The sequence below is a fragment of the Nostoc parmelioides FACHB-3921 genome, from assembly GCF_014696625.1.
Taxonomy (GTDB): domain Bacteria; phylum Cyanobacteriota; class Cyanobacteriia; order Cyanobacteriales; family Nostocaceae; genus Trichormus; species Trichormus parmelioides.
Map to the genome: position 1 here is coordinate 1 of NZ_JACJQL010000006.1, position 23,317 is coordinate 23,317.

A 23,317-nucleotide genomic window follows, 5' to 3' on the forward strand; every position below is an offset into this window, starting at 1 on the left:
TGCAAAGGAACTTATTCACTTTAGTTTTGCGTGATTACATTGTAGAAAATCTTACCCATACTTGTGTTGCTTAGTACACATGAATGAAATTTTTTGTCAATGCGTAAGTCCTAGTTTTAATACTCATCACAACTTGAGGCGGGTTGAAAGTTAGCATTGTTCTGTTTGAAAGTCTAATACATTAAAACACTGTTACAGTTATAAAATTAAGGTGGGTTGAAAGGAGCGCTGCGATCGTACACAGAATTAGCTATGTATAGTAACTTGATAAAAAGTTAAAAGACAATTAATTTGGCATCGCAGACAGCAGTTTGACAATATGGACATTAATTTGTCAACGCGGACAAGTAATTTGGCAATCGACAATTGTACAAATGGAGAATAGGGAACTCGAATCCCTGGCCTCTGCGGTGCGATCGCAGCGCTCTACCAACTGAGCTAATTCCCCTTAGATAGCTGAATGGTAAGTTGATAAAGCTATGCTTACTTAATCAACGTCATGCTAATAGACAACATTTTAACACTCACTTACAATAGCCTGAAATTCTCCGCCAGAAAATATTTTTTGGACTCGCTCTAGTTCCAAGTCACTCAGGTAATCGACAGTCCAGTTGCAGCAGCGTTGCAACATATGGAAGGGGTATGTATTGGCTACGCCTACTACCTGCATTTGCGCTCGTTTAGCGGCTGCAATTCCGGCTGGGGTATCTTCAATTGCCAAACATTCTTGGGGTAAGAGGTTTAATTCGGGATATTCTTGATTTAGGCGTTCCACTGCTAGTAAATAACCATCTGGTTTGGGTTTGCTGGTGGTGATGTCGTCCCCTGCAACGATAACTGTGAAATACTCGGCTAGTTTAGCGCGGTTGAGTACTAGTTCTATTTCTTGACGAACCGCACCGCTCACAATGCCTAAATGAAGATTACGGGAACGCGCTTGATATATCAAGTCTTCTACACCTGGATATATGGGGAGTTTTTCTAATTTTTCCACTTCCAGCACGTAAGCTTGAGCTTTACTGTTGAGTAACTGAGTTAAAGAATCGTCGCTGACGACTCTACCACGATTTGCTAGCAATTCTTGAAAACAAGCGCGATCGCTCCTTCCTAAGGAAGCTTGACGCTCTTGCACTTTTTGGGGTTGGAGATTTTCTTGAATGAGAATTTCATCGATCAATTGTAGGTGGATGCGCTCATCATTGATGATTACGCCATTGAAATCAAACAGAATTGCCTTTAAACTCATGCCACTATGCCAAAAGCTGGAGATTCTAGACCCTCCAAATTATTATTATCTATTGCTGGCATATATTGTCTGTCTTTTGCTTGGTTAGTATCCGTTCCTAAAATGGGTTTGATACCGCTAGTTACCTGATGTATCAGCCATAAATCTTCTGTCCGCACTCCTGCAAACCCAGCCGCACCCATCCGCGCATCTAGATTGTCAGCTGCATACTCACGGATGTAAGGCTCCTCAAAAATATCATTCAGCCAATTTAACTGACGTAAGCTTTTTTGATTTCCGTCGAGAATTATAACTTGTCCACCCGTTACCAACAGCCGGAAACATTCTTGTAATATTGCCTGGGATACTTCAACGGGTGTCTCATGGAATAACAAAGCAGCCGTCACTAAATCAAAGGAAGTATCGGGAAAGCTAGTTTTCTCGGCGTTCCCATGTCGCCAATTAATATCTAAACCGGAAGTTCTAGTTTTATCCTCCGCCCTCACCAGCATATAAGGTGATAAATCCAAGCCGATCACATCTGCTTGGGGGAAAGCCTGCTTTAACATTAATGTGGTGGAACCCGTACCACAACCTAAATCAAGTATGCGTCGTGGTTGGACTTTTACCCCATCAATTAAGGCTTGACGTACCAGCGTTTCATTTGGTGGTAGGACGTATTCCGTAATTGGATCGTAGGTGACGGCTGCACTAGAATTGAGATATCCCCCCTCAATGCCGTGAAAATTATGGTTGGTGTAGTATGAGGGAATTATCACATCTGTTCTACGGAAGCGATCGCTTTCTTTTTCCCAATCGATACTTTGAGCATAACGCCGCCACTTATCTTCATCGATCAAAAACCGGACTACAGGCGATAAGAAGCTTTCCCAAATTGTCTTTGGACGTGTTGCCATAAAGTTGAGTTAGGCTCGGTCATTATTCTTTCAAATTCTACTGTAAGCGATGTGAAACTTATTTTTGAAACCCCTCTCCATAGCTTGCTACTCTACGAGTTCTCCGTAGGAGTACCCGCAAGGTACTTCTCCCCTGAAACTGTAGAGACGTTGCATACAAGAGCAAATCTTAAGTAGGGTGTGTTACGGCTATGAAAGAATTTGGGACAAAGAGACAATGAAATCTAGCCGTAACGCACCGTCGCCTGGATGGTGTGTTAGGCGCTGAGATAGTCATTCTGTGGCAAATTATATTGAAAATAAGCTCCTAACACAACGCCAGTTGCTACAACGGAGGGAACCTCCGCAACGCACTGGCTCCCTTACAAAAATTTTATTTTTACTTTTAGGCTATTTAAGCCCCTCTCCGCGTCGGAGAGGGGTTTGGGGAGAGGTCACCAAACTCACGTCCATTTAGGGAAGCAAACTTTGAATAACAGAAAAATTGTGCTTTTTTACCAAACATCCCTTGACACTCAAATCCAATTATATTACAAATGTAATATATGTATTTTACAAATAAAAAAATGTAATATATCCTAATTTTTAATTTTCCTTCCTATAACAAATTATCAATTAAAAATATGCCCTACGAAAAGTTAGAAATTAAAACACAAGCACCTGTATTATCTTGGGCGAATCATGAACTAGGTTCAGAAGAAACCAAGATGGCAAAAAACGTGGCATCCCTACCATTTGTATTTAAACACGTAGCATTAATGCCCGATGTTCATTTAGGAAAAGGTGCTTTAGTTGGTTCTGTAATTGCGACTAAAGAAGCAATCATTCCTGCGGCGGTGGGTGTAGATATTGGTTGCGGTATGAGTGCAATTAAAACACCATTTACAGGTGAACAGTTAGAAGGGAAACTCAAGAAAATTCGCCTAGATATCGAAGCCGCTATTCCCACAGGTTTTAATGAAAATAAAGAAGTAGAAAAATCTGTGGCTAACTGGCAACGTTGGCGCGATTTTTCAGACTTACATTCTGGTGTCCAAGACCTACAAACTAAAGCCATGAGACAAATGGGTTCTTTAGGTGGTGGGAATCACTTCTTAGAAGTTTGTTTGGACACAGAAAACCAAGTTTGGTTAATGCTGCACTCTGGTTCACGGAATATCGGCAATCAACTGGCTCAATGTCATATTAGTACAGCAAAAGAATTAGCAAAACTAGCAGGTAATCATTTACCTGATCCTGATTTGGCTTATTTTATCGCTGGTACACCAGAATTTAAAGCATACTGGAACGATTTACAATGGGCGCAAGATTATGCCCGTGTTAACCGTGATGTGATGATGGCGCGTTTTAAACGCATCGTTGAAAAACATCTTGCTGGTGGCAAATTAACTAAACCTTTGTTACAGGTAAATTGTCATCATAACTATGCTGAAAAAGAAGTACATTTTGATGAAGATGTATATGTAACTCGTAAAGGTGCAGTCCGCGCCCAAACAGAAGATTATGGCATTATTCCTGGTTCAATGGGAGCAAAATCTTTCATTGTTAAAGGTAAAGGTAACGCCCATAGTTTTTGTTCTTGCTCTCACGGTGCTGGTCGTTTATTGTCGAGAAGTAAAGCCAAAAATGTTTATACGCTTGATGATTTGATTGAGCAAACCAAGGGCGTAGAATGCCGTAAAGATACTGGTGTTTTAGATGAAATTCCTGGTGCTTATAAACCCATTGATCAAGTGATGGAAAATCAAGCAGACTTAGTTGAAGTTGTCGCTACACTCAAGCAAGTTGTTTGTGTGAAAGGCTGAGGGGGAATAAATTAATTCAAAATAAAAATTTATCAGCAAAAAATTGTAGGTTGGGTGGAGGCTTTGCGAAGCTGATGAAAATACGATTATTTCATCTACAAGATACGGAACAGATAGCACTTTTGTTCCACCAAACAGTACGTGAAGTTAATATCAGGGACTACTCGAATAATCAAGTGAGAGCATGGGCCCCAGATAATATTCATTTTAGGGACTGGGCAAAAATTTGTTCAGAACGATTTACTTACGTTGCTGATGACCAAGGAGTGATTGCAGGTTTTGGCGAGTTAGAGTTAAACGGACATATAGACTGCTTCTACTGCCATAAAAATTATCTAGGAATGGGTGTGGGTAGGAAAATTTATTCGGCAATTGAGACTAAAGCTGATGAATTAGGAATTAGTCGCTTGTACACCGAAGCCAGCATTACTGCTAAGTCGTTTTTCCTGCATATGGGGTTCTCAATTATCAGAGAACAGCAGGTGGAACGTAGAGGAGAATATTTTGTAAATTTCGCAATGGAGAAGTTTTTAATCCATAGCTGATTAACTGGTTATTGAATGCTCATTTTTTGGGCATTGCTTTATCAAAAACATGGTTTATCTATTTTTCAGACATTTCCTGTTCCAAATACTGCTTGTAACCTAGTTGTTCTAACTTTGCTTGCTTGGTCATTACTGATTCAGATAGGTTTTGACGGTATAATTGGACTTTAGTTAATAATTCTGGCTGTTGAGTAGCGAGGATTTGCACAGCCAATAGTCCAGCATTTTTGGCGTTACCGATCGCCACCGTAGCCACAGGAATACCCCCAGGCATCTGTACAATTGAATATAAAGAATCCACACCTTGTAAGTTTCGTGTAGCAACTGGCACACCAATTACTGGTAGAGGAGTTAAAGATGCTACCATGCCAGGAAGATGGGCTGCACCACCAGCACCAGCAATAATCACCTTAATACCCCGATAGTGGGCGGTTTGGGCATATTCCACCATCCGTTCTGGGGTGCGATGGGCAGAAACGATCGCCACTTCATTTTCTACCCCAAATTCCTCACAAATAGCGATCGCCTCTTTCATCGTGGGCAAATCTGAATCGCTACCCATAATAATGCCAACTAAGGGAGCCATAATAATTCAAAATTCAAAATTCAAAATTTTTACCCACAATAAAGCTGTGGGTGCAATTATCATCTCACATAGAGTTACTATTCAACGAATGAGGGGATAGGGGAAACGAAAGGGGGGTAACTTATGAGCAATTACAAATTAACAATTACCGATTACCAATTACCGACTACCATACACAAACCTACAAATATTATTAATGCTAGAGTTCCTGGCTACCAAGATTTGCAGATGCTTGTGGTGAATCAAGCGGGCATAATTGAACAAATATTGCCGATGAGGGCTGGATTTAACAGAGTTGGGTCACCAGATTTACAAATTATAGATGTGGCTGGAGATTGGATTACTTTGGGTGGCGTTGATTTGCAAATTAACGGTGCTTTGGGCTTGGCGTTTCCTGATTTGGCGGCTGAGAATGCCTATTTATTAGAGAAAATTTGCCAATTTTTATGGAATGTGGGAGTAGATGGATTTTTACCCACACTAGTAACAACTTCAGTGGAAAATATTCAGCGATCGCTTGCTGTTATTGCTGATTTTATCTCTACCACACAACCTGGTTCCCAGATTTTAGGCGTACATCTAGAAGGCCCCTTCTTAAACTATCAAAAGCGGGGCGCTCACCCAGCCGAGTATTTATTACCTCTGACAATAGAAGAAGTCCAACGGGTTTTGGGAGATTACGCCCATATTGTTAAAGTCATCACCTTAGCGCCAGAGTTAGATCCTACGGGAGAAGTCATCCCATATTTACGTTCTTTAGGAATCACGGTTAGTTTAGGACATTCTCAGGCAACGGCTAACCAAGCCCAAAATGCTTTTGCATTGGGTGCAACAATGGTAACTCATGCCTTCAATGCCATGCCTCCCTTACATCACCGCGAACCCGGACTCTTAGGGGCAGCTATGACCAATCCTCATGTCATGTGTGGTTTTATTGCCGATGGTCAGCACGTTTCGCCCATCATATTGCAAATCCTTCTCCGTACCACTCCAGGGTTATTTCTCGTTAGTGATGCCCTCGCGCCTTTGGGGCTACCAGATGGAGTGTATCCTTGGGACAGTCGGCAAATAGAAGTTCAAGGAGGTACTGCACGGCTACCAGATGGCACATTATCAGGCACAACCTTACCTTTATTGGTAGGGGTGGAAAACTTAGTGAATTGGGAAATTTGCGATGTGGAAACTGCCCTGGTACTTGCTACTGATGCCCCAAGAAAGGCGATTGGTTTGTCAGGAATGATACCGGGTCAACCTGGGAATTTATTACGCTGGCATTGGGATAGTCATGGAAAAAAACTTACATGGCAGCGATTGTTCAGCTAAAGGAAAGCCAATATTGATGGCGAATTGCTTTTATAAAGAGGCAACGCATTTTACAGAGCGAATTTCCATCACATCGGAGATATAACAAGTACCGCCAAATTTATTGAGCAGGGGTTTGATATTTTCTGCTACTGGTTTGATATACTCTGGCTGACAAAACGCAATAATATAAACGTTATCGAGCATTGTCATATCTAAATCTTCTGTCGTTCCCCGTAATCCCTTACCCGCAACATTCCGGATGACGGCATGACCATACACTCCAGATTTGTCTAAACTTTCTAAGATTTTGCTCAATTCAAAGGCATTAGCAATAATTTCTATCTTTTTCACTAGCTGCATATTATTACCTCCAAAATAGGTTAATTCCGTATTGGTATAATGGGATTCCCACAATAATATTGAACGGAAATGTCACGGCCAAAGCGGTAGAAACATACAGACTGGGGTTGGCTTCTGGGACAGTTAACCGCATAGCTGCTGGAACGGCGATGTAAGAAGCACTAGCGGACAACACAGCAAATAATAGGGAATCGCCCGCCGGCATACCAATGAATTTGGCAATTAGTAAGCCAATGCCTGCATTGAGTATTGGAATTAGTATGGCAAATAAAATCAGGAAAAATCCTGTTTTTTGCAAGTCTTTAATTCTTCTGGCTGCCACTAATCCCATATCTAAGAGAAAGAAGGTGAGAGCGCCGTAAAATAGCCCTTGTGTAAAGGGTTCTAAAACTTGCCAACCATGTTCTCCTGTTAAGAAGCCAATGAAGAGGCTACCGACTAACAAAAAGACGGAACTATTCAAAAATGCTTCTTGTAAAACCTCTGACCAGGCAAATTCTCGCTTTTCATCAACGGTGAAGAGATTGACCAAGATCAGACCAACAATAATGGCTGGAGATTCCATCAGGGCAAGGGCTGCGACCATGTAACCATCAAAAGCAATCCCCAACTCACTTAAAAAAGTGCTGGCGGTGATGAAGGTAACAGCACTAATCGAGCCGTAAGTGGCTGCGATCGCCGCCGCATCGTAAGTATCCAGTTTTAGTTTTAAAATAAAGAACGTGTAAATGGGAACAAAGCAGGCCATTAACATCGCCGCCAGAAGCGTGAAGACCACTTCCTGAGTCACCCCACTTTTAATTAGTTCTACTCCTCCTTTAAAACCTATGGCGAATAGCAAATAAAGCGATAAGGCTTTAGGTATAGGCGCAGGAATTTCCAGATCCGACTTGACAAAAACAGCAAGCATTCCCAGAAAGAAAAAGAGTACTGGCGGATTCAGGATGTTTGACATGATCAAGCTGACATCCATTTTCCCCCCTCCACATACTGATGAAGTCGGTAATTCAAGAAATTTTTCATCTTTGAAATTTTCATGTTTGACTCATGATGTAGCGTGTATCGTCACCTGATGTCAATTAGGTGTCACATATCTCAGGAGTTGAGTTCCTTCTTCCTGCCTTCTTTTATAATTTTTTATGGTTAACCTCAGGATCTGGTCAACTAAAAGGCCTCTTGGCGCGAGAGAATCAGAAAGAGAAGATATTAAAAAATACAACAACAATGGATACAAAAACTTTTAAGCGTACACTACAACATTCTGAAAATTACAACCGTAAGGGTTTCGGTCATCAGGCGGAAGTAGCTACCCAATTGCAGTCTGAGTATCAGAGTAGCTTAATTCAAGAAATACGCGATCGCAATTACACTCTGCAAAGAGGCGATGTTACTATCCGGCTAGCCCAAGCTTTTGGTTTTTGCTGGGGTGTGGAACGTGCTGTAGCTATGGCTTACGAAACTCGCAAGCATTTCCCCACAGAACGTATTTGGATTACCAATGAAATTATTCACAATCCCTCTGTAAATCAACGAATGCAGGAGATGCAGGTAGGATTTATCCCTGTTGAGGCTGGTAACAAAGACTTTTCTGTTGTAGGCAATAATGATGTGGTCATCCTCCCTGCTTTTGGCGCTAGTGTTCAAGAGATGCAGCTACTCAGTGAGAAAGGTTGCAAAATTGTTGATACTACTTGCCCTTGGGTGTCAAAAGTTTGGAATACGGTAGAAAAGCACAAAAAAGGCGACCACACCTCAATTATTCACGGCAAATACAAGCACGAAGAGACTATTGCTACTAGTTCTTTTGCTGGCAAATATTTAATCGTCTTAAATTTAAAAGAAGCTCAATATGTCGCTGACTACATTCTTCATGGTGGCAATCGAGAAGAATTTTTACAAAAATTTGCCAAAGCTTGTTCCGCAGGCTTTGATCCTGATAAAGATTTAGAACGAGTCGGTATTGCTAACCAAACAACCATGCTCAAAGGCGAAACTGAGCAAATTGGTAAACTGTTTGAGCATACCATGTTACAAAAGTATGGGCCTGTTGAATTAAATCAACATTTTCAAAGTTTTAATACCATCTGTGACGCTACCCAAGAACGTCAAGATGCAATGCTGGAATTAGTACAAGAAAATTTAGATTTAATGATTGTCATTGGCGGTTTTAATTCATCTAATACCACCCAATTGCAACAAATATCTCAAGAACGTGGACTGCCTTCTTATCACATCGATGTGGTGGAGCGAATTAAATCGGTAAATTCCATTGAACATCGGCAATTAAACGGAGAATTAGTAACAACAGAAAACTGGTTACCCGCAGGAAAAATTGTTGTGGGTGTTACTTCGGGAGCTTCTACACCAGATAAAGTAGTGGAAGATGTGATTGAGAAAATTTTTGCGTTGAAAGCAACAACAGCAGTAGTTTAGACCTTAATAAGGTATGGCTTACATACCCAGGTTGTCTGTTGAGACTGGGTGTAAGGGTACGGGGGTGTAAAGGTTTTCAACATTTACACCCTTCTTTGAACCCTTGCATTTTGCCTGCCTACAAAAAATATCGCTAAGACAAAATATTCAGATAACAACTCACACCACTGCACAATAAAGTTGAGAGTTGCACTTTACCGCATATCTATACTTTGATATTTATTGCTTATTCTACTGTTATTTCTGATATAACCTTAGCCAGATAGATTAAGACATCAAGTTAAGACAAAATCCTGACAATAAAAGGCTTTCGATTCTGTCAACAGACAACCGTCAACCGTCAACAGCTATATATACAATTTATTCTAAAAATATTAACTCGATGAATTATTGGTTAATGAAATCAGAGCCAGACGTTTATGGCATTACTCATCTACAAAAAGATAATCAGACTATTTGGGATGGTGTACGTAATTATCAAGCTCGCAATTTTATGCGACAAATGCAACCAGGAGACTTAGTTTTTTTCTATCATTCTAATACGAATCCTCCTGGTATTGTTGGGTTAATGCGTGTGGTAAAAACAGATATTGCCGACCCTACTCAGTTTGACTCCAGCAGTGAATACTACGACCCAAAATCAACTCCAGAAACACCACGTTGGCAAACAGTATTAGTAGAATTTGTAGAAAAATTTTCTGATTCCATCTCATTAACAATTCTAAAAGAGAAGTTTAGTTCAGAGGAGTTAATGGTTGTAAAACAAGGAAATAGATTATCGGTTATGCCTGTTTCCGACTCAGTATCACAGAAGATTTTAGCAATGAAAAATACCTAAATTACTAGTGACTACTGATATTAACGAACTATGGTTATAGGACTCATATTTGATTTTTGAATAAAACTCAGTACACATTTATTGCTTTCTTCCCAATCCCCAGTCCCCCCTTCGGGGTTCGTCAGTCGCTTATGGGGGAAACCCCCTACGTACCCGTCGCTGACTCACCAGTCCCCAGTCCCTTACTTCTACGAGTGATTCAGAAATCAAATCGGATTGCTATATTATCAAGTACATATACTTAATTTTTACTAAATCTGTCAACAATCAACAGTCAACCGTCAACAGCTATATCATTCTTGCATGGTAAATCATGCCTTATTTCGATGGCGGATTAACTCTAAGCTTTGCTATGCCTAAAAAATATCTGGTGTGAATACATAATATGCTTTATTTCTGAGTTGATCAACTATTAAGAAACTAAAAACATATGTATTTACACATAATATTGTATCTGCGATCGCTCTTTAGAACTACTGTTTACTTTTTAGCAAGATATTGGAAAATAAAGATTAGAAACGGTTCATCAAACTATTAACCAGGGAATTGCCATCTACCTTATTTCCTCTCCTTATTTAATGCTGAATTCCTTCAGGAGAATAGATTAGATGGCTAGAAATAAAAATAAATCATCTAGGTTGAAATGTAATCATACAGTTAATACTAGATGTCCTATTTGTTGTGTCATTCCACCACATATATTAGAAAACGTTGCCCTGAATGGCACACCACTACAAAGAAATTGGGCTTTTCAAACATTAAATGTTTCAGCCCAATTGCGTGGACGAAGAAACATCATTGGTAACGTCTTTTTCTCTCCTTCTCCTGGTGAAAAACGTCGTACTATTTACGATGCTCAAAACAGTGAACAATTACCAGGAAAAATAGTACGTGTTGAAGGTGATCCCCCTAGCAGCGATGTGGCAGTAAATGAAGCTTATGATGGAGCTGGAGCTACTTATGACCTGTTCTACGAAATATTTGAACGTAATTCTATTGACGATAAAGGACTACGTCTAGATTCTACAATCCATTTTGGTGTTAAATATGAAAACGCTTTTTGGAATGGCGATCAGATGGTTTATGGCGATGGTGATGGTGAATTATTTGATCGCTTTACCAAGTCAATTGATGTTATTGCCCATGAACTAACTCATGGTATAACTCAATACGAGGCGGGACTGATATATTACGGCGAGCCAGGGGCTTTGAATGAATCTTTTTCTGACGTTTTTGGTGCTTTGGTCAAACAAAGGGTAAAAAATCAGAAAGCTGAAGAAGCTGATTGGCTGATTGGTGATGCTTTATTAATGCCCAAAGTCAAAGGTGTTGGTGTTCGTTCCATGAAAGAGCCGGGAACAGCCTATAATGACCCCGTTCTAGGTCAAGACCCCCAACCAGGTCATGTCAAAGACCAATATACAGGCTGGGCGGATAATGGCGGGGTACATATCAATTCAGGGATTCCCAATCGTGCTTTTTATCTAGCAGCAGTAGAGATTGGTGGCTATGCTTGGGAAAAAGCCGGTAAAATCTGGTATGTTGCCTTGCGCGATCGCCTGCGTGCTAAAGCTGATTTTACAAAGGCTGCTGATGTTACGATCCAAGTTGCTAGCGAACTCTATGGCGACGGTAGTCTAGAACATAAAGCTGTACAGAATGCTTGGAAACAGGTGGGGGTTTTGAGTTAATTCGTAATAACTTGTAACGAAACTAACGCCAAGGTAATTCGTAATTCAGCGTCTCAATTATGAATTATGAATGTTCATCGATGGAGGGATAAGAATAAGAACTCTTTTCCTGCTCCCCATATTTGCCCAGTAATTATGCCGGAGTGAATGACTCATTTTTGTTAAACTGGAAGGTGAAATATCATCTTCCGGTCTGATTAAATGCGGGTATTATTGGAACGCACAGGCGGCTTTGCCGGGATTAGTAAAAAAATTAATATCGATACAAGTCAATTACCCCAGCAGCAGGCCGAGGAACTGTCCCGACTGGTAACAGCAGCAAATTTATTTCACATACCTACACTTCCAAGTGATGGCGTTCCACCCACCGTCAACTACGGGCTAAACCCCACCGGAGGCGATCGCTTTCAGTATCAGATAACTTTAGAAGATAATGGTAAAACGCACACTATAATTGTTAACGAAGCAGCATTACCTCATAGCTTAAAAATGCTGATTGAATGGCTAAATCAAGCAGCTTCTTTATAAAGGTTCCCAAGCAGTACCCTTGTAACCATAATCAAAAATTTCTGGGTGTAAAATCTCGGACAATATCTCTAGAGAATCTACCAGTCGGGGGCCTGGACGGTTGAAGTAGGAATTACCATCTGTGATGTAAACTCTACCAGTTTGGCTGGCGTGGAGTTTTTTCCATTCTGGCTTTTGAGTGAATAATAGGGCTTCTTGACGAGTTCGTTGTAGGTTAAAGCCACAAGGCATGAAAATTATAATATCTGGATTACTAACTAATAGATTGTCCCATTCCAAATGCGGGGCAGGCTGACCTACAAGGGAAAATAGTGTTTGTCCCCCGGCTAAGTTGACTAATTCAGGAATCCAATTCGCTGCGGCCATAAGTGGGTCTGTCCACTCGATACAAGCCACTGTGGGTACTTCTTCTAAAGAAAGCCCCTGAATTTTTTGTTGGCAAATTTTGACACGGGCTTCTAAATTATCTAATATTTTTACTGAGTCTACACCAAAGATACGAGCCACGCGCTCAATATCCCGCCATACATCCTCAAGCAGATTAGGTTGTAATGAAATGATTTGGGGAGAACTTTGGGTAAGTTCTTTAACTGCTTTTTCTACATCTTTAAGGCTAACGGCACAGACATCACACTGGTCTTGGGTCAAAATATGGGTAGGTTGTAATTGCTCCAAAACCTCTAATTTCACCTGATAAATACTCAGCGCAGATTGCAGTAAATTATTTACTTCATGATGAATCTCGCTGCTTGTAGCATGACTATTCAACCGTGCTTGCGTACAAATTGGACGATTTTGGATTTCTGGGGGATAATCACATTCATGCGATCGCCCAACAATAGCATCACTCAACCCCAAGTTTGCTAAAATCTCTGTTGCACTAGGAATCAGAGATACAATTCTCGCACTACTATTTTCCATTAGACACCTCTACAACAGCATCTGTGTTCTTAATTCAATTGTTACAGACTTCTACTTCTGGGGTATCTTTCTTCAGGGTAGATTCTGTGGCAAAAATCAAAATAATAAAATCGCAAACATCACGCACTTTGTTGGAATTGCCATAGCTACCTCAGTAATAAATTTACTTATGTTAAATTTATTATGATCAAGTTATAAAAACTTTAAATTTTTTGCTTCCGTATGATCGCTTACTCCCATTGTGGCGATTATAGTTATGAATGATGAAATTGCGGAACAGATGATGCAAAATTTTGTTCAATTTTTCATCTGAGAAATTATCAACTTTAAGGAAAAAAAACTTTCCAGATATGTAAAACCTTATCTCGTAATTGTATCTACAAAAACAGTTCTATTTTATTTCAAGAACTGCAAGGCAAAGTGATTTCTTTCCAGGAAAAACACATGCAGGTGGTAGTGGTTAAAGATATTACAGCAAGCCAGGCAAATCAAGAGGGTATGCGAATCACAGAAAGCGTGCGCCGCAAACAAAATCAGACCCTAGTGCAATTGGCAAGGAGCAAAACATTCCAGCAAGGGCCTCTCAATGCTGTGTTACAAGAAATCACAGAAGCTGCTGCTCAGACACTTTTAGTGGCACGAGTTAGCGTGTGGTTATACAACCAAGATGCTTCAGCCATTGAGTGTATTGATTTATATGATGTCAGCCAGCAAATTCATAGTTCTGGCCAGTCTCTATTAAAGGAGAGTTATCCAGTTTACTTCCAAACATTGGAAGAAGAGCGCAGCATTGCCGTATATGATGCCATTAACGATAAAAGAACTCAGGAGTTATCCGCAACTTATCTATCTGTCGCTGGAGTTGTTTCTTTGCTTGATGCTCCCATTTGGGTAGGTGGTCGTTTAGTCGGAGTAGTGTTTCATGAACACTGTGGTGAATTACGCCAATGGACTGTAGATGAAGAAAATTTTGCAGGCTCAATCGCTGATTTTGTCTCTTTAGCAATGGAGACAAGAGAGCGTAATATTGCTCAGGAAGCACTACGAAAGAGCGAAGCACAATTCCGAGCAATTTTTGAACTTTCATCTATTGGTATTGGACTTGTTGATATGAAAGCTCAGATAGTGGATGCGAATCCTGCTTTGTGCCAAATGTTGGGATATCAACGAGAAGAATTATGTGGTAAACGTTTTACAGATTATATTTCCCAGCAAAGGGGAGATGTAGAACGTTACAAGCAACTTATGACCGAAATTTGTATAGATGCTCAACAAAACCACGAAAAGCCACACCTAGACATCGAAAGAGCTTTTTTGCATCGAGATGGTAGGTTAGTGTGGACTAGGTTGTCTGTTTCTGTAATTCCAGGTTCTTCTGGCGAACCAGAATATTTTTTGGCAATTATTGATGATATTACTGAGCGGAAACAAACAGAAATGAAACTGCGTGCTTCCCAAGCAGCAGCCGAAGCTGGTAGCCGTGCCAAAAGTGAATTTTTAGCGACGATGAGTCATGAACTACGGACACCGCTCAACGCAATTATGGGATTGTCACAGTTACTACAACAAGAAATAGTCGGCTCTCTCAATGAAAAACAACAAGAATATATAAGTTGTATTTACAGTAGTGGCGAACACCTGCTGGCATTGATTAATGATATTTTAGACTTATCAAAAGTGGAAGCAGGTAAAGAGGAGTTATTCCTAATTCCTCTACTAGTCATAGATGTGTGTAATGATGTTTTATTAACAGTACGCGATCGCGCGATCGCCAAGGGCTTAAAACTTACTCAAGAAATTGATCCAGAGGCTCATATTTGCATAGCCGATGACCGCCGGATTAAGCAAATGCTCCTTAATCTACTCACGAATGCAATTAAATTTACTTCAGTAGGTGAAGTATCTTTAGTAGTCAAAAAAGTTCCTGAAGGGATTAATTTTATAATCTCGGATACAGGAATTGGCATTGATTCAAGTCATTTTCAATTATTGTTTGAACCGTTTAAACAATTAGATAGTCGCTTAAATCGTCAGTATGAAGGCACTGGTTTAGGTTTAGCTTTGACGCGGAAATTAGCACGGTTGCATGGTGGTGATGTGACGGTAAAATCTACTGTGGGTGTGGGGAGTGAATTTACTTTATTTCTGCCTGATCAAGAAATTTGATGGGGAATAGTTCAATGTGCAGATGGAATTGATAGTGCGATAAGATGTTACGAATTTAAATTGTATATTTCGCACTCAGGTTGTCAAAAGTCCAAAGTCCACAGTCCAAGCTAGCCTTTAACTCTGGACTCTTGACTATGGACAGCCCTGACGCAAGAGTATTTGATTTAGGTGCATATCACCTTAATCAGTTTCCTATTAGGATAAGCTCATTCTCATTTCTATATGAGGAATGCCAGCTTCTTCAAATATTTCTCCAACCTCAATAAAATTTAATTTTTGATACAAAGATTTTATATATACTTGGGCATAAACTACAACTTCATGCACATTTTGATGAGAGATAAATTCTAATGCTTCCTCCATAATTTTCTGACCGATTCCCTGCCTCCTAGCTATAGATAAAACAGCTAATCTTTCTATTTTGATAGTATTGGCATCTAAATATCTGAGTCTGGCAGTACCTACAGCTTGGTCATCTAAGTAAGCAATTAAATGCTCACAAATATCGTCTTTACCATCAAACTCTAAAGCAGTATCTACTCCTTGTTCTTCCTGAAACACGATTTTCCTAATTGTTGCAACTACCGGAAATTCTTCAGGCAATTTCGCAACTCTAATTATGATATCTGACATCACAAATTTATTTATAAATAAACACAGGTAGGGCATTTGCCCCACCTATTTTTATAGCTTAATCTGCACCTTCAATTGGTGCAAAACCTTGGCGCTGAATGTTTTCTGTAATTGTCCGTGGTTCTAGGAATTGCAAGAGATAATCAGGGCCGCCGGCTTTGGAACCGACACCAGAAAGCTTAAAGCCACCAAAGGGTTGTCGTGCAACGATCGCCCCTGTAATGTTACGGTTGATATATAAGTTACCCACTTCAAATTCTTCCTGGGCTTGTTGAATGTGGGAAGGTGTGCGGGAATAAAGCCCTCCCGTCAAAGCGTAGTCGGTATCATTAGCAATGGCTAAGGCTTGGGCAAAATCTTTAGCTTTGATTACCGCCAACACAGGGCCAAAAATTTCTTGCTGGGCTATTGTCCCATGAGGGGGAACTTCCCCAAAGATGACAGGCCCAACAAAATAACCATGTGTAGGTGCGCTTAATTCCAACACCACTTGAGATTCTGCCTTACCTTTCTCAATATACTCACGGATGCGATCGCGAGCATTAGCATCAATCACCGGGCCGACTTGGGTACTTGGTAACTCCGCCTCACCAATATTTAAGGATTTTGTCGCTTCCAGCACCCGATGGATAAAAGCATCATAAATTGCTTCCACTACCACCACCCGCGAACAAGCAGAACATTTTTGTCCACTGTAACCAAAGGCTGACTGTACTACCCCAACAACAGCTTGGTCTAAATCAGCACTTTCATCCACAATGATGGCATTCTTCCCGCCCATTTCCGCAATCACGCGCTTCATGTGCCTTTGTTGGGGTTTTAGGGTAGCGGCTTCCGCATAAATCCGACAACCAACTTCCTGAGAACCTGTAAAAGCAATCAGATGAGTATCAGGATGACTTACCAAGTAAGCCCCGACTTGAGAACCCTTACCAGGGACGTATTGAAAGACACCTTTAGGTATGCCAGCCTCTACCAAGATTTCCGTTAGTTTAGCCGTAATCACAGAAGAAGTTTCCGCCGGCTTCAGCAAAGTACAATTACCTGTAACCAAGGCTGCAACAGTCATGCCGCAGGCGATCGCCAGAGGAAAATTCCAAGGAGAAATCACCACCACAATACCCCGTGGCTGGTAGATATAACGATTAGTTTCCCCAGCTACATCATAATTTATACCTTTGTATAGCCGTTCCATCTCATCAGCGTAATAGCGACAAAAATCTATCGCCTCCGAAACCTCGCCATCTGCTTCCTTAACTGGCTTACCCACCTCCAAAACTATCCAAGCCGACAATTCCGCCCGACGCTCCTCCAACAAATCGCCAGCCCGACGCAAAATCGCCGCCCGTTCCTTCACCGGAGTCCGCCGCCAACCAGGAAACGCCGCCTTTGCCGCCTGCATTGCCTGTTCCGCCTGTTCCACACTAATCAGTCCAACCTTACCAATCACCTCACTAAAATTAGAAGGATTAACAGAATCAATCACCTCCGCCGTCTGCACATACTCCCCATTAATCAGAGGTAAATAACTCCGCCCCAACGCCCCACGCACCACAGCAAAAGCCCGCGCCGCCTCCTTCCTTTCCTCCTCAACCGCGAAATCCGTATCCGCCGCCCCAAAACACCCCTTCTCTTCTTTGCGACTCCGCGCCTTTGCGTGAGCCAAATCAACCCTCGGAGCCGCCAGAAGTTCTTCTACAGGCCGATTCTCCAAATTCTGCCGTAAAAAAGAACTATTCGCCGTATTCTCCAACAACCGCCGAATCAGGTAAGCCATCCCTGGCAATAACTCACCATAAGGACAATAAACCCTCACCCGATAACCCCGATCAACCAAAGCCTTCGCCAACTTATCCCCCATCCCGTAAAGCACCTGCATCTCAAACCGCCGCCGGGGGACATTCAAAGTCTCAGCAATTGCCATAGCTAAAGCTTGCGATCGCACATTATGACTACCAATGGCAGAATATACATATTGATGATTTTCCAACAATATCTGAGTTATTGCCTCAAAATTGGCATCTGTCGCCGCTTTATCGTTAAAAACAGGCTGCGGCCAATGTTTTTGTGCTGCTTTAATAGTTTCCTGATCCCAATATGCCCCTTTTACCAGGCGAATAGTTAAAGGATAACCGCGCTGTTTCAACCAAGCGATCGCATTTCGCGCGTCTTGCTCACTATCTCTTAGGTATGCTTGAATCGTCATGCCGATATCTGTGCGTTGACGAAACTCATCTTCTAATAAGATTTTTTGCAAAATATTTAAAGTTAAGTCTTTATAAGCATACTGTTCCATATCAAAATGGATAGCTGCCCCTAACTCCTTAGCACGACGTAATAAAATGCGAATGCGATCGCTAACTTTCTCCTCACTACCTTTAGCATCTAATGGGTCAAATTGGGAATAAAACGCTGTTAATTTCACAGAAACCTGGACTTTTGCTAGCTGTTCGCCATCTGCTTCATCAATAGCCGCAATAGTTCCCCAACTCTTAGATGCTTCTGTTAATTGGCTAATTAATTCGAGATACCGTTCTAGATAAGATTGCGCCTCTGTTTCTGTAATTACCGCCTCACCAAGTAAATCAATGGTGAAAGCCATTTTCTCTTTACGTAGTCGTTCAACTGTCTTGATGACTTGTTTAATATTTTCACCAGAAATATATTTATGAGCTAAAGTCTCAACTGCTGTAGAGACGGTAGTTGCAGCCACTTGTCCGGGTACAGAATCAGGGTTAGCAAAATTGAGCATTCCCTTTAAAGCGGCGGGAAGTTCAACAGATTCATCCCCTAAATATTCTTGTAAATGTGCAGCAATTTCCGCTTTACTATGCAATGCGGGTAAAGTATCAATAAACCGAAATAATTGCACCCGTAAACCGGGATTACTCATCGCCCAAGCCAGTAATTTATCATCCCAACGCATTTGATCACGTAAAGAAGCAAAAAACGAGCGATTTTCTTGAGTTGCTCCTAATAATTGTCTAGCAATTTCTTGAGTTTTCGCTTCGTAGGTGCTGGTTTGTACTTGTAATACCACTGATAGGAACTCCTGAGTTAATTTAAGAGGTTGTTTGAAAAGTCTGTATTGGTGTAGCAAAACATTTTAGATCCCCCTAAATCCCCCTTAAAAAGGGGGACTTTGAGAAGCTTTCCCCCCTTTTTAAGGGGGGTCAGGGGGGATCTACAAGTGCTTAAAATCACCGCTAGCCACTTTTCAAACACGCTTTAAGACTTTATATATAAAGTCCGTGTTTTCTATTGTGACTCGTCAATTTTATCGTCACCACCCATAAGCGATTTAAAATTGCAATTTGCAACAGTCATAACGATGATGGAAATTGCTCTGATGCAGACAGCAGAAAATTTCTTATATTACCAATGGCAACAAACACTGCAAAATTTCCCAGTGAACAAGACATCTGCCAACCAGGTATTTACCCACTTAATTCAAGCTTATTCTTCCCCTAATCGCCATTACCACACGCTAAAGCATATTAGTTGTGTCCTCCAGACAATCCAGACTTTAGGAACTTACACTCAAGACTTGCCTGGGGTGGAACTCGCGGCTTGGTTTCATGATGTAATTTATGATACTCAGGCTCAAGATAATGAAGAGAAAAGCTCTGACTATGCTGGTGAAGCACTCCAGAGTTTAGGTATTCCCCTCAGTTGCATAAACAAAGTAAAGCGCCTCATCCTCAGCACCAAGCATCACCAAGCTGATGATATTGATAGTCAGGTTTTATTAGATGCTGATTTGGCAATTTTGGCGACTCACCCAGTTGATTATCAAGAATATGCTCACGCCATCCGCCAAGAATACGCTTGGGTGTCAGAAATTGATTATGTTCAAGGACGGACACGAGTGTTAGAAAAATTTTTGCAAAGACAGCGTATATATTTCACACCTTTAATGTATGAAGTTGCTGAAGAATCTGCTAGAGCGAATTTACAAGCAGAAATTAGATATTTAATGAGTAATCAGATTTATGGATAACAGAGAATACGAGCAAAAATATAAAACTGACGTAATCAACTTTTTCGACAGTAGAACTAGTTATGACAACGACTATACAATTCGTCGCGCTCTGCCTTTATTAGAACTGATTCCCTTAAAAACTGGACAAAAAGTATTGGATTTGGCGACGGGGACGGGTATTATAGCGATCGCTGCTGCTGAAATTGTTGGTTCTACTGGCAAGGTCATTGGCGTAGATTTTTCCTCAGGAATGCTTGCTCAAGCGGAACGGAAGATTAATAAATTAGGTTTGCAAAATATCGAATTAATTGCAGCAGATGCCGAATACATCAATTTTGAAGATGAAAGTTTTGATGTTATTCTTTGTTCTACAGCCATAGTCTATTTCCAAGATATTCCAGGTGCTTTAGGTAAGTGGTATCGGTTTCTCAAAAAAGGTGGAATAGTAGGATTTTCTTGCTGTTCTGAAGAGTCATGTGAAGCGCCAACTCTGATTAAAGCTTGTGCAGAAAATGACATTTTACTCGTTAATATTAATGAACCAACAGGAACTATCGAAAAGTGTCGTCATCTCATGCAGGCGGCTGGTTTTGAAAATATTGAGGTGAAAACTCAGCAACTTGGTTTTTACCGCAGCCTAGAGCAAGCTAAAGGATGGAATGGCGGATGGTTCCACCCTAGAGAAAATCCTTTATTAAATCTGTCATCGGAACAGATGGAAAAGTTGCAAGCAGAATATTGTCGAGAAATTGAAGCGAAAGCAACAGAACAAGGTGTGTGGTATGAAAATTTAACTTTTTTCGTCAGTGGTCAAAAAATATAGTAACCGAAGCTAGAACTTACGCACCCCTAAACCCCTACACCCCTAAAAACAACTGGGTCTAGCTTCCACCCAATGTCACACCTAGCTAACAGAAAAATTGCTAACTTTTCGTCACATCAACGCAAAAACTAGACCCAGTATCAAATTATCAACACTCAGATGTTAAATCTTAGCGTCTGCTACGGTTTGGCACTGCATTTAGATAGTCAATATCAAAAGCAGAGATTCTTTGAGCGTAGTTCCCTTGGTTACCAACTGACGCAGCCAAATCTGCAAATTTGCGGGGGTCGCCTTCGCGCAGTTGTTTCTCTTGGGACTTGCGGCTGTAGAATTTGTCCAAGGTAAAGCGCCAGTCGGTTTGAACTGTACCTGCTTTTTCTTGGAAGTCTTCGCCGTAGCGTGGTGTTACCAAGTTATGGGGACGACCTTCCATCCGTTTGCGTTGGTAAGGTACGATGTTTTCGCCAAAGTTCTTGGTGTACTCTTCACTGTCGATGAGTGCATCAACAAAACCGCTAAAACCTTTGGTACCGATAACAATAGACCAAGCAATTTGCTCGTCTTTATTGTAGGAAGAACGACCCAACAGGCGCTTGAGGGTGATGTCAACTAGGCGGTAGTTGTTGTTAACCGAGACTACTAAACGGTAGAAGGCTTCAGACTTAGCTAAACCACGAATGAAATCTCTGACGGAAATAGAACCGTTCTTTACCTGGGATTCCAGAGTTTTTTGGCGGTTGAATTTGAGGATTTCATGTTCGCTGAAGACTTGGCGATAGGAAGCCCAAATGATGTTTTGAATATCAGTGTATGAGCTGACATCTTCTATACGATAGATGTATGGTGTATCTTCATTTTGATCAGCCGCACCAAAGCTGGTAACCCGGTGATTTTGAGAGCTTGGTTTGTATTGGAGTAATGGCAGTGCCATGCTGAGTTATTCCCCTTATTAAAAAGTTAAACAGCTAGCTTTATCAACTGAAAGAGGTTTGATTTCTCAAATCCTCCTTCATGCTTTACTTATTTTCCCGCATTAGGTTCAGAAGCTAGAACTGATTCCCAACCAATTTAGGACGAACAGGAAAGTCAATCCGGCGCTGATGGCTAGCAATACGCCTAATATCGCCATCCCATCATAATTTTGGTTGGATCTGTTGCTCCAGTTGCCTATACGTCCTGGTCTAACGATACCAGCGCGATCGCGGTAATCTGCACCATAACGGGGTGTAAAGCTGAATGGTCGGTCTGTAGTCAACCTTTTGCGTTGGTAGGGTACGGCATTATCACCGAAGGCTTGTTCATACTCTGTACTATCAATCAAAGCATCAACAAATCCTCCCCAACCTTTGCTGGCAATTTGAATTGACCAAGCAATTTTTTCTTCTTCGTTATAGGGAGAGCGTCCTAATAGCCGCTTGAGACTCATTTCCACCAGCCGATAGTTGTTGTTAGGTGTGACAACTAGCTGATAAAATCGCTCTGACTTGGCTAAACCCCGAATAAAATCCTTAACTGTGATCGACCGATTTTTGAGTTGGGTTTCTAAGCCGATTTGTCTGTTGAACTTGAGGATTTCTTGTTCGTTAAAGACTTGGCGATAGGCAGCCCAAATCAGTTCTTCAATTTCACTAGGAGAGTTGGCATATTCTAGACGGTAGATGTAAGGGGTGTCCTCATTGACATCAGCCGTCCCAAAACTCTGAACTCGTTGATTTTGAGTTGTGGGTTTGTATTCCAGTAAAGGTAATGCCATTGTGAAAATCTCCGGTTTTAAAGAAGTAGGTCGGCAACTTACCGCACGGGGAAATTGGCGCTAGGATTTACGGAGATGGGAATCCCTGTTGGTGTGGTGTTCCGAGTTGTATCGGGAATTTGAATATTGGCAGTGCTGACTGGTGTAAAGGTGACGGTCTTAATTTCTATGGATTTAGCTAATTCCAAGAAATTCTTAATATCACCTTCTATGTAGCGCTCACTTTCCAACTTATCGCGCCAGTAGTTGCCGTAGCGTGGGGTGACTAGATTGAAGGGTCTATCTTTGTAGCGTCGCCGTTGGTAGGGGACTATGTTCTCACCAAAGTTGCTCTGATATTCTTCCGAATCTAACAGCGCATCAACAAAGCCATCCCAACCATTGGTTGCTATCTTGATTGACCATGCAATTTCTTCATCCTTATTATAAGGCGCACGACCCAAAAGGCGTTTCAGTGCCAATTCTACAAGGCGGTAATTAGAGTTACTCTTGATGACTAAAGTCTTGAAAGCCTCTGATTTTGCTAGACCCCGCACGAAGTCACGGACGCTGATTGCCCGATTCTTTAGTTGGGATTCTAGGTTGCCTTGGCGGAAGAATTTCAAAATGACGTGTTCGCTAAATACTTGCCGATAAGTAGCCCAAATGAGTTCTTTGAGTTCGCTATCGTAGGCGGCATCTTCGATGCGATAAATTCTGGGGGTATCTTCGTTAGGAACTTCGTACCCAGGAACACGCTGGTTTTGAGAACTGGGTTTGTATTCAAGTAATGGGATTGACATAATTTGGTTAGTTGTCAGTTG

The 23,317-nt window shown here is 41.2% G+C and carries 21 protein-coding genes and 1 tRNA gene; 10 read left to right on the forward strand and 12 right to left on the reverse strand.

Going from position 1 to position 23,317, the window contains the following annotated elements:
• Window positions 1-375 precede the first annotated feature (375 nt).
• The 3 genes from H6G14_RS06230 to H6G14_RS06240 all read right to left on the reverse strand — a co-directional run bounded on the left by H6G14_RS06230 (window position 376) and on the right by H6G14_RS06240 (window position 2,142).
• Window positions 376-448: transfer RNA gene (locus tag H6G14_RS06230), tRNA-Ala, on the reverse strand.
• 69 nt (window positions 449-517) lie between these two features.
• Window positions 518-1,246 carry an HAD family hydrolase gene (locus H6G14_RS06235; protein ID WP_190566244.1) on the reverse strand — a complete coding sequence of 243 codons (729 nt, stop codon included), beginning with the start codon at window positions 1,244-1,246 and terminating at the stop codon, window positions 518-520.
• Window positions 1,243-2,142 (reverse strand): class I SAM-dependent methyltransferase, encoded by a 900-nt coding sequence (locus H6G14_RS06240; protein ID WP_190566245.1) that lies wholly within the window; start codon window positions 2,140-2,142, stop codon window positions 1,243-1,245. Before H6G14_RS06240 ends, H6G14_RS06235 begins: the two co-directional genes overlap by 4 nt.
• 623 nt (window positions 2,143-2,765) lie before the next feature.
• Here H6G14_RS06240 and H6G14_RS06245 point away from each other — a divergent pair.
• A complete protein-coding gene (locus H6G14_RS06245) occupies window positions 2,766-3,947 on the forward strand; it encodes an RtcB family protein (RefSeq protein WP_190566246.1) in 1,182 nt (393 codons plus the stop codon).
• Window positions 3,948-4,021: 74 nt separating this feature from the next.
• Entirely contained in the window at window positions 4,022-4,492 is a 471-nt protein-coding gene (locus H6G14_RS06250; protein ID WP_190566247.1) for a GNAT family N-acetyltransferase, read from the forward strand.
• 58 nt (window positions 4,493-4,550) lie between these two features.
• Here H6G14_RS06250 and purE read toward each other — a convergent pair whose 3' ends face one another.
• On the reverse strand, window positions 4,551-5,078 hold the full coding sequence (gene purE / locus H6G14_RS06255) for a 5-(carboxyamino)imidazole ribonucleotide mutase (protein WP_190566248.1): 528 nt from the start codon (window positions 5,076-5,078) through the stop codon (window positions 4,551-4,553).
• Window positions 5,079-5,201: 123 nt separating this feature from the next.
• On the opposite strand from purE, the gene nagA reads away from it, so the two are divergent.
• Window positions 5,202-6,401, forward strand: coding sequence for an N-acetylglucosamine-6-phosphate deacetylase (gene nagA, locus H6G14_RS06260; protein WP_190566249.1), 1,200 nt, complete (start codon window positions 5,202-5,204; stop codon window positions 6,399-6,401).
• Window positions 6,402-6,431: 30 nt separating this feature from the next.
• On the opposite strand, the gene H6G14_RS06265 is transcribed toward nagA, so the two are convergent.
• Together H6G14_RS06265 and H6G14_RS06270 are read right to left on the reverse strand one after the other, a co-directional pair.
• Window positions 6,432-6,743 (reverse strand): P-II family nitrogen regulator, encoded by a 312-nt coding sequence (locus H6G14_RS06265; RefSeq protein ID WP_011319696.1) that lies wholly within the window; start codon window positions 6,741-6,743, stop codon window positions 6,432-6,434.
• 4 nt (window positions 6,744-6,747) lie between these two features.
• Window positions 6,748-7,716, reverse strand: coding sequence for a sodium-dependent bicarbonate transport family permease (locus H6G14_RS06270; RefSeq protein ID WP_010995160.1), 969 nt, complete (start codon window positions 7,714-7,716; stop codon window positions 6,748-6,750).
• Window positions 7,717-7,967: 251 nt separating this feature from the next.
• On the opposite strand from H6G14_RS06270, the gene H6G14_RS06275 reads away from it, so the two are divergent.
• The 4 genes from H6G14_RS06275 (at window position 7,968) to H6G14_RS06290 (ending at window position 12,233) form a co-directional block, all read left to right on the forward strand.
• Window positions 7,968-9,176: a 4-hydroxy-3-methylbut-2-enyl diphosphate reductase gene (locus H6G14_RS06275; RefSeq protein WP_190566250.1), complete on the forward strand. Its 1,209-nt coding sequence runs from the start codon at window positions 7,968-7,970 to the stop codon at window positions 9,174-9,176.
• A gap of 382 nt (window positions 9,177-9,558) precedes the next feature.
• Entirely contained in the window at window positions 9,559-10,014 is a 456-nt protein-coding gene (locus tag H6G14_RS06280; RefSeq protein WP_190566251.1) for an EVE domain-containing protein, read from the forward strand.
• Window positions 10,015-10,622: 608 nt separating this feature from the next.
• Window positions 10,623-11,705: a M4 family metallopeptidase gene (locus tag H6G14_RS06285; protein WP_190566252.1), complete on the forward strand. Its 1,083-nt coding sequence runs from the start codon at window positions 10,623-10,625 to the stop codon at window positions 11,703-11,705.
• Between the two features lie 201 nt (window positions 11,706-11,906).
• The gene (locus H6G14_RS06290) at window positions 11,907-12,233 is read left to right on the forward strand and encodes a protealysin inhibitor emfourin (protein ID WP_190566253.1); all 327 of its coding nucleotides are present in this window, start codon (window positions 11,907-11,909) and stop codon (window positions 12,231-12,233) included.
• Here H6G14_RS06290 and H6G14_RS06295 read toward each other — a convergent pair.
• Entirely contained in the window at window positions 12,228-13,154 is a 927-nt protein-coding gene (locus tag H6G14_RS06295; protein WP_190566254.1) for a cobalamin-binding protein, read from the reverse strand. The two genes, H6G14_RS06290 and H6G14_RS06295, sit on opposite strands and share 6 nt — an antisense overlap.
• Before the next feature lie 444 nt (window positions 13,155-13,598).
• On the opposite strand from H6G14_RS06295, the gene H6G14_RS06300 reads away from it, so the two are divergent.
• Window positions 13,599-15,320: a PAS domain S-box protein gene (locus H6G14_RS06300; RefSeq protein ID WP_190566255.1), complete on the forward strand. Its 1,722-nt coding sequence runs from the start codon at window positions 13,599-13,601 to the stop codon at window positions 15,318-15,320.
• 198 nt (window positions 15,321-15,518) lie between these two features.
• Here H6G14_RS06300 and H6G14_RS06305 read toward each other — a convergent pair whose 3' ends face one another.
• Window positions 15,519-15,956, reverse strand: coding sequence for a GNAT family N-acetyltransferase (locus H6G14_RS06305; RefSeq protein WP_190566256.1), 438 nt, complete (start codon window positions 15,954-15,956; stop codon window positions 15,519-15,521).
• A 58-nt stretch (window positions 15,957-16,014) separates the two neighbouring features.
• On the reverse strand, window positions 16,015-18,996 hold the full coding sequence (gene pruA, locus H6G14_RS06310) for an L-glutamate gamma-semialdehyde dehydrogenase (protein ID WP_190566257.1): 2,982 nt from the start codon (window positions 18,994-18,996) through the stop codon (window positions 16,015-16,017).
• A 291-nt stretch (window positions 18,997-19,287) separates the two neighbouring features.
• Here pruA and H6G14_RS06315 point away from each other — a divergent pair, with 291 nt between their 5' ends.
• Window positions 19,288-19,956 (forward strand): HD domain-containing protein, encoded by a 669-nt coding sequence (locus H6G14_RS06315; protein ID WP_242053362.1) that lies wholly within the window; start codon window positions 19,288-19,290, stop codon window positions 19,954-19,956.
• Window positions 19,949-20,761: a class I SAM-dependent methyltransferase gene (locus H6G14_RS06320; RefSeq protein WP_190566258.1), complete on the forward strand. Its 813-nt coding sequence runs from the start codon at window positions 19,949-19,951 to the stop codon at window positions 20,759-20,761. The genes H6G14_RS06315 and H6G14_RS06320 overlap by 8 nt, the downstream gene beginning before the upstream one ends.
• Before the next feature lie 169 nt (window positions 20,762-20,930).
• Here the strand turns inward: H6G14_RS06320 and H6G14_RS06325 are convergent, their stop codons facing one another.
• The 3 genes from H6G14_RS06325 to H6G14_RS06335 all read right to left on the reverse strand — a co-directional run bounded on the left by H6G14_RS06325 (window position 20,931) and on the right by H6G14_RS06335 (window position 23,296).
• Window positions 20,931-21,692 carry a phycobilisome rod-core linker polypeptide gene (locus tag H6G14_RS06325; RefSeq protein ID WP_010994713.1) on the reverse strand — a complete coding sequence of 254 codons (762 nt, stop codon included), beginning with the start codon at window positions 21,690-21,692 and terminating at the stop codon, window positions 20,931-20,933.
• A 108-nt stretch (window positions 21,693-21,800) separates the two neighbouring features.
• On the reverse strand, window positions 21,801-22,514 hold the full coding sequence (locus tag H6G14_RS06330) for a phycobilisome rod-core linker polypeptide (RefSeq protein ID WP_190566259.1): 714 nt from the start codon (window positions 22,512-22,514) through the stop codon (window positions 21,801-21,803).
• Window positions 22,515-22,552: 38 nt separating this feature from the next.
• Window positions 22,553-23,296, reverse strand: coding sequence for a phycobilisome rod-core linker polypeptide (locus tag H6G14_RS06335; protein WP_190566260.1), 744 nt, complete (start codon window positions 23,294-23,296; stop codon window positions 22,553-22,555).
• Between the last annotated feature and the right edge of the window lie 21 nt (window positions 23,297-23,317).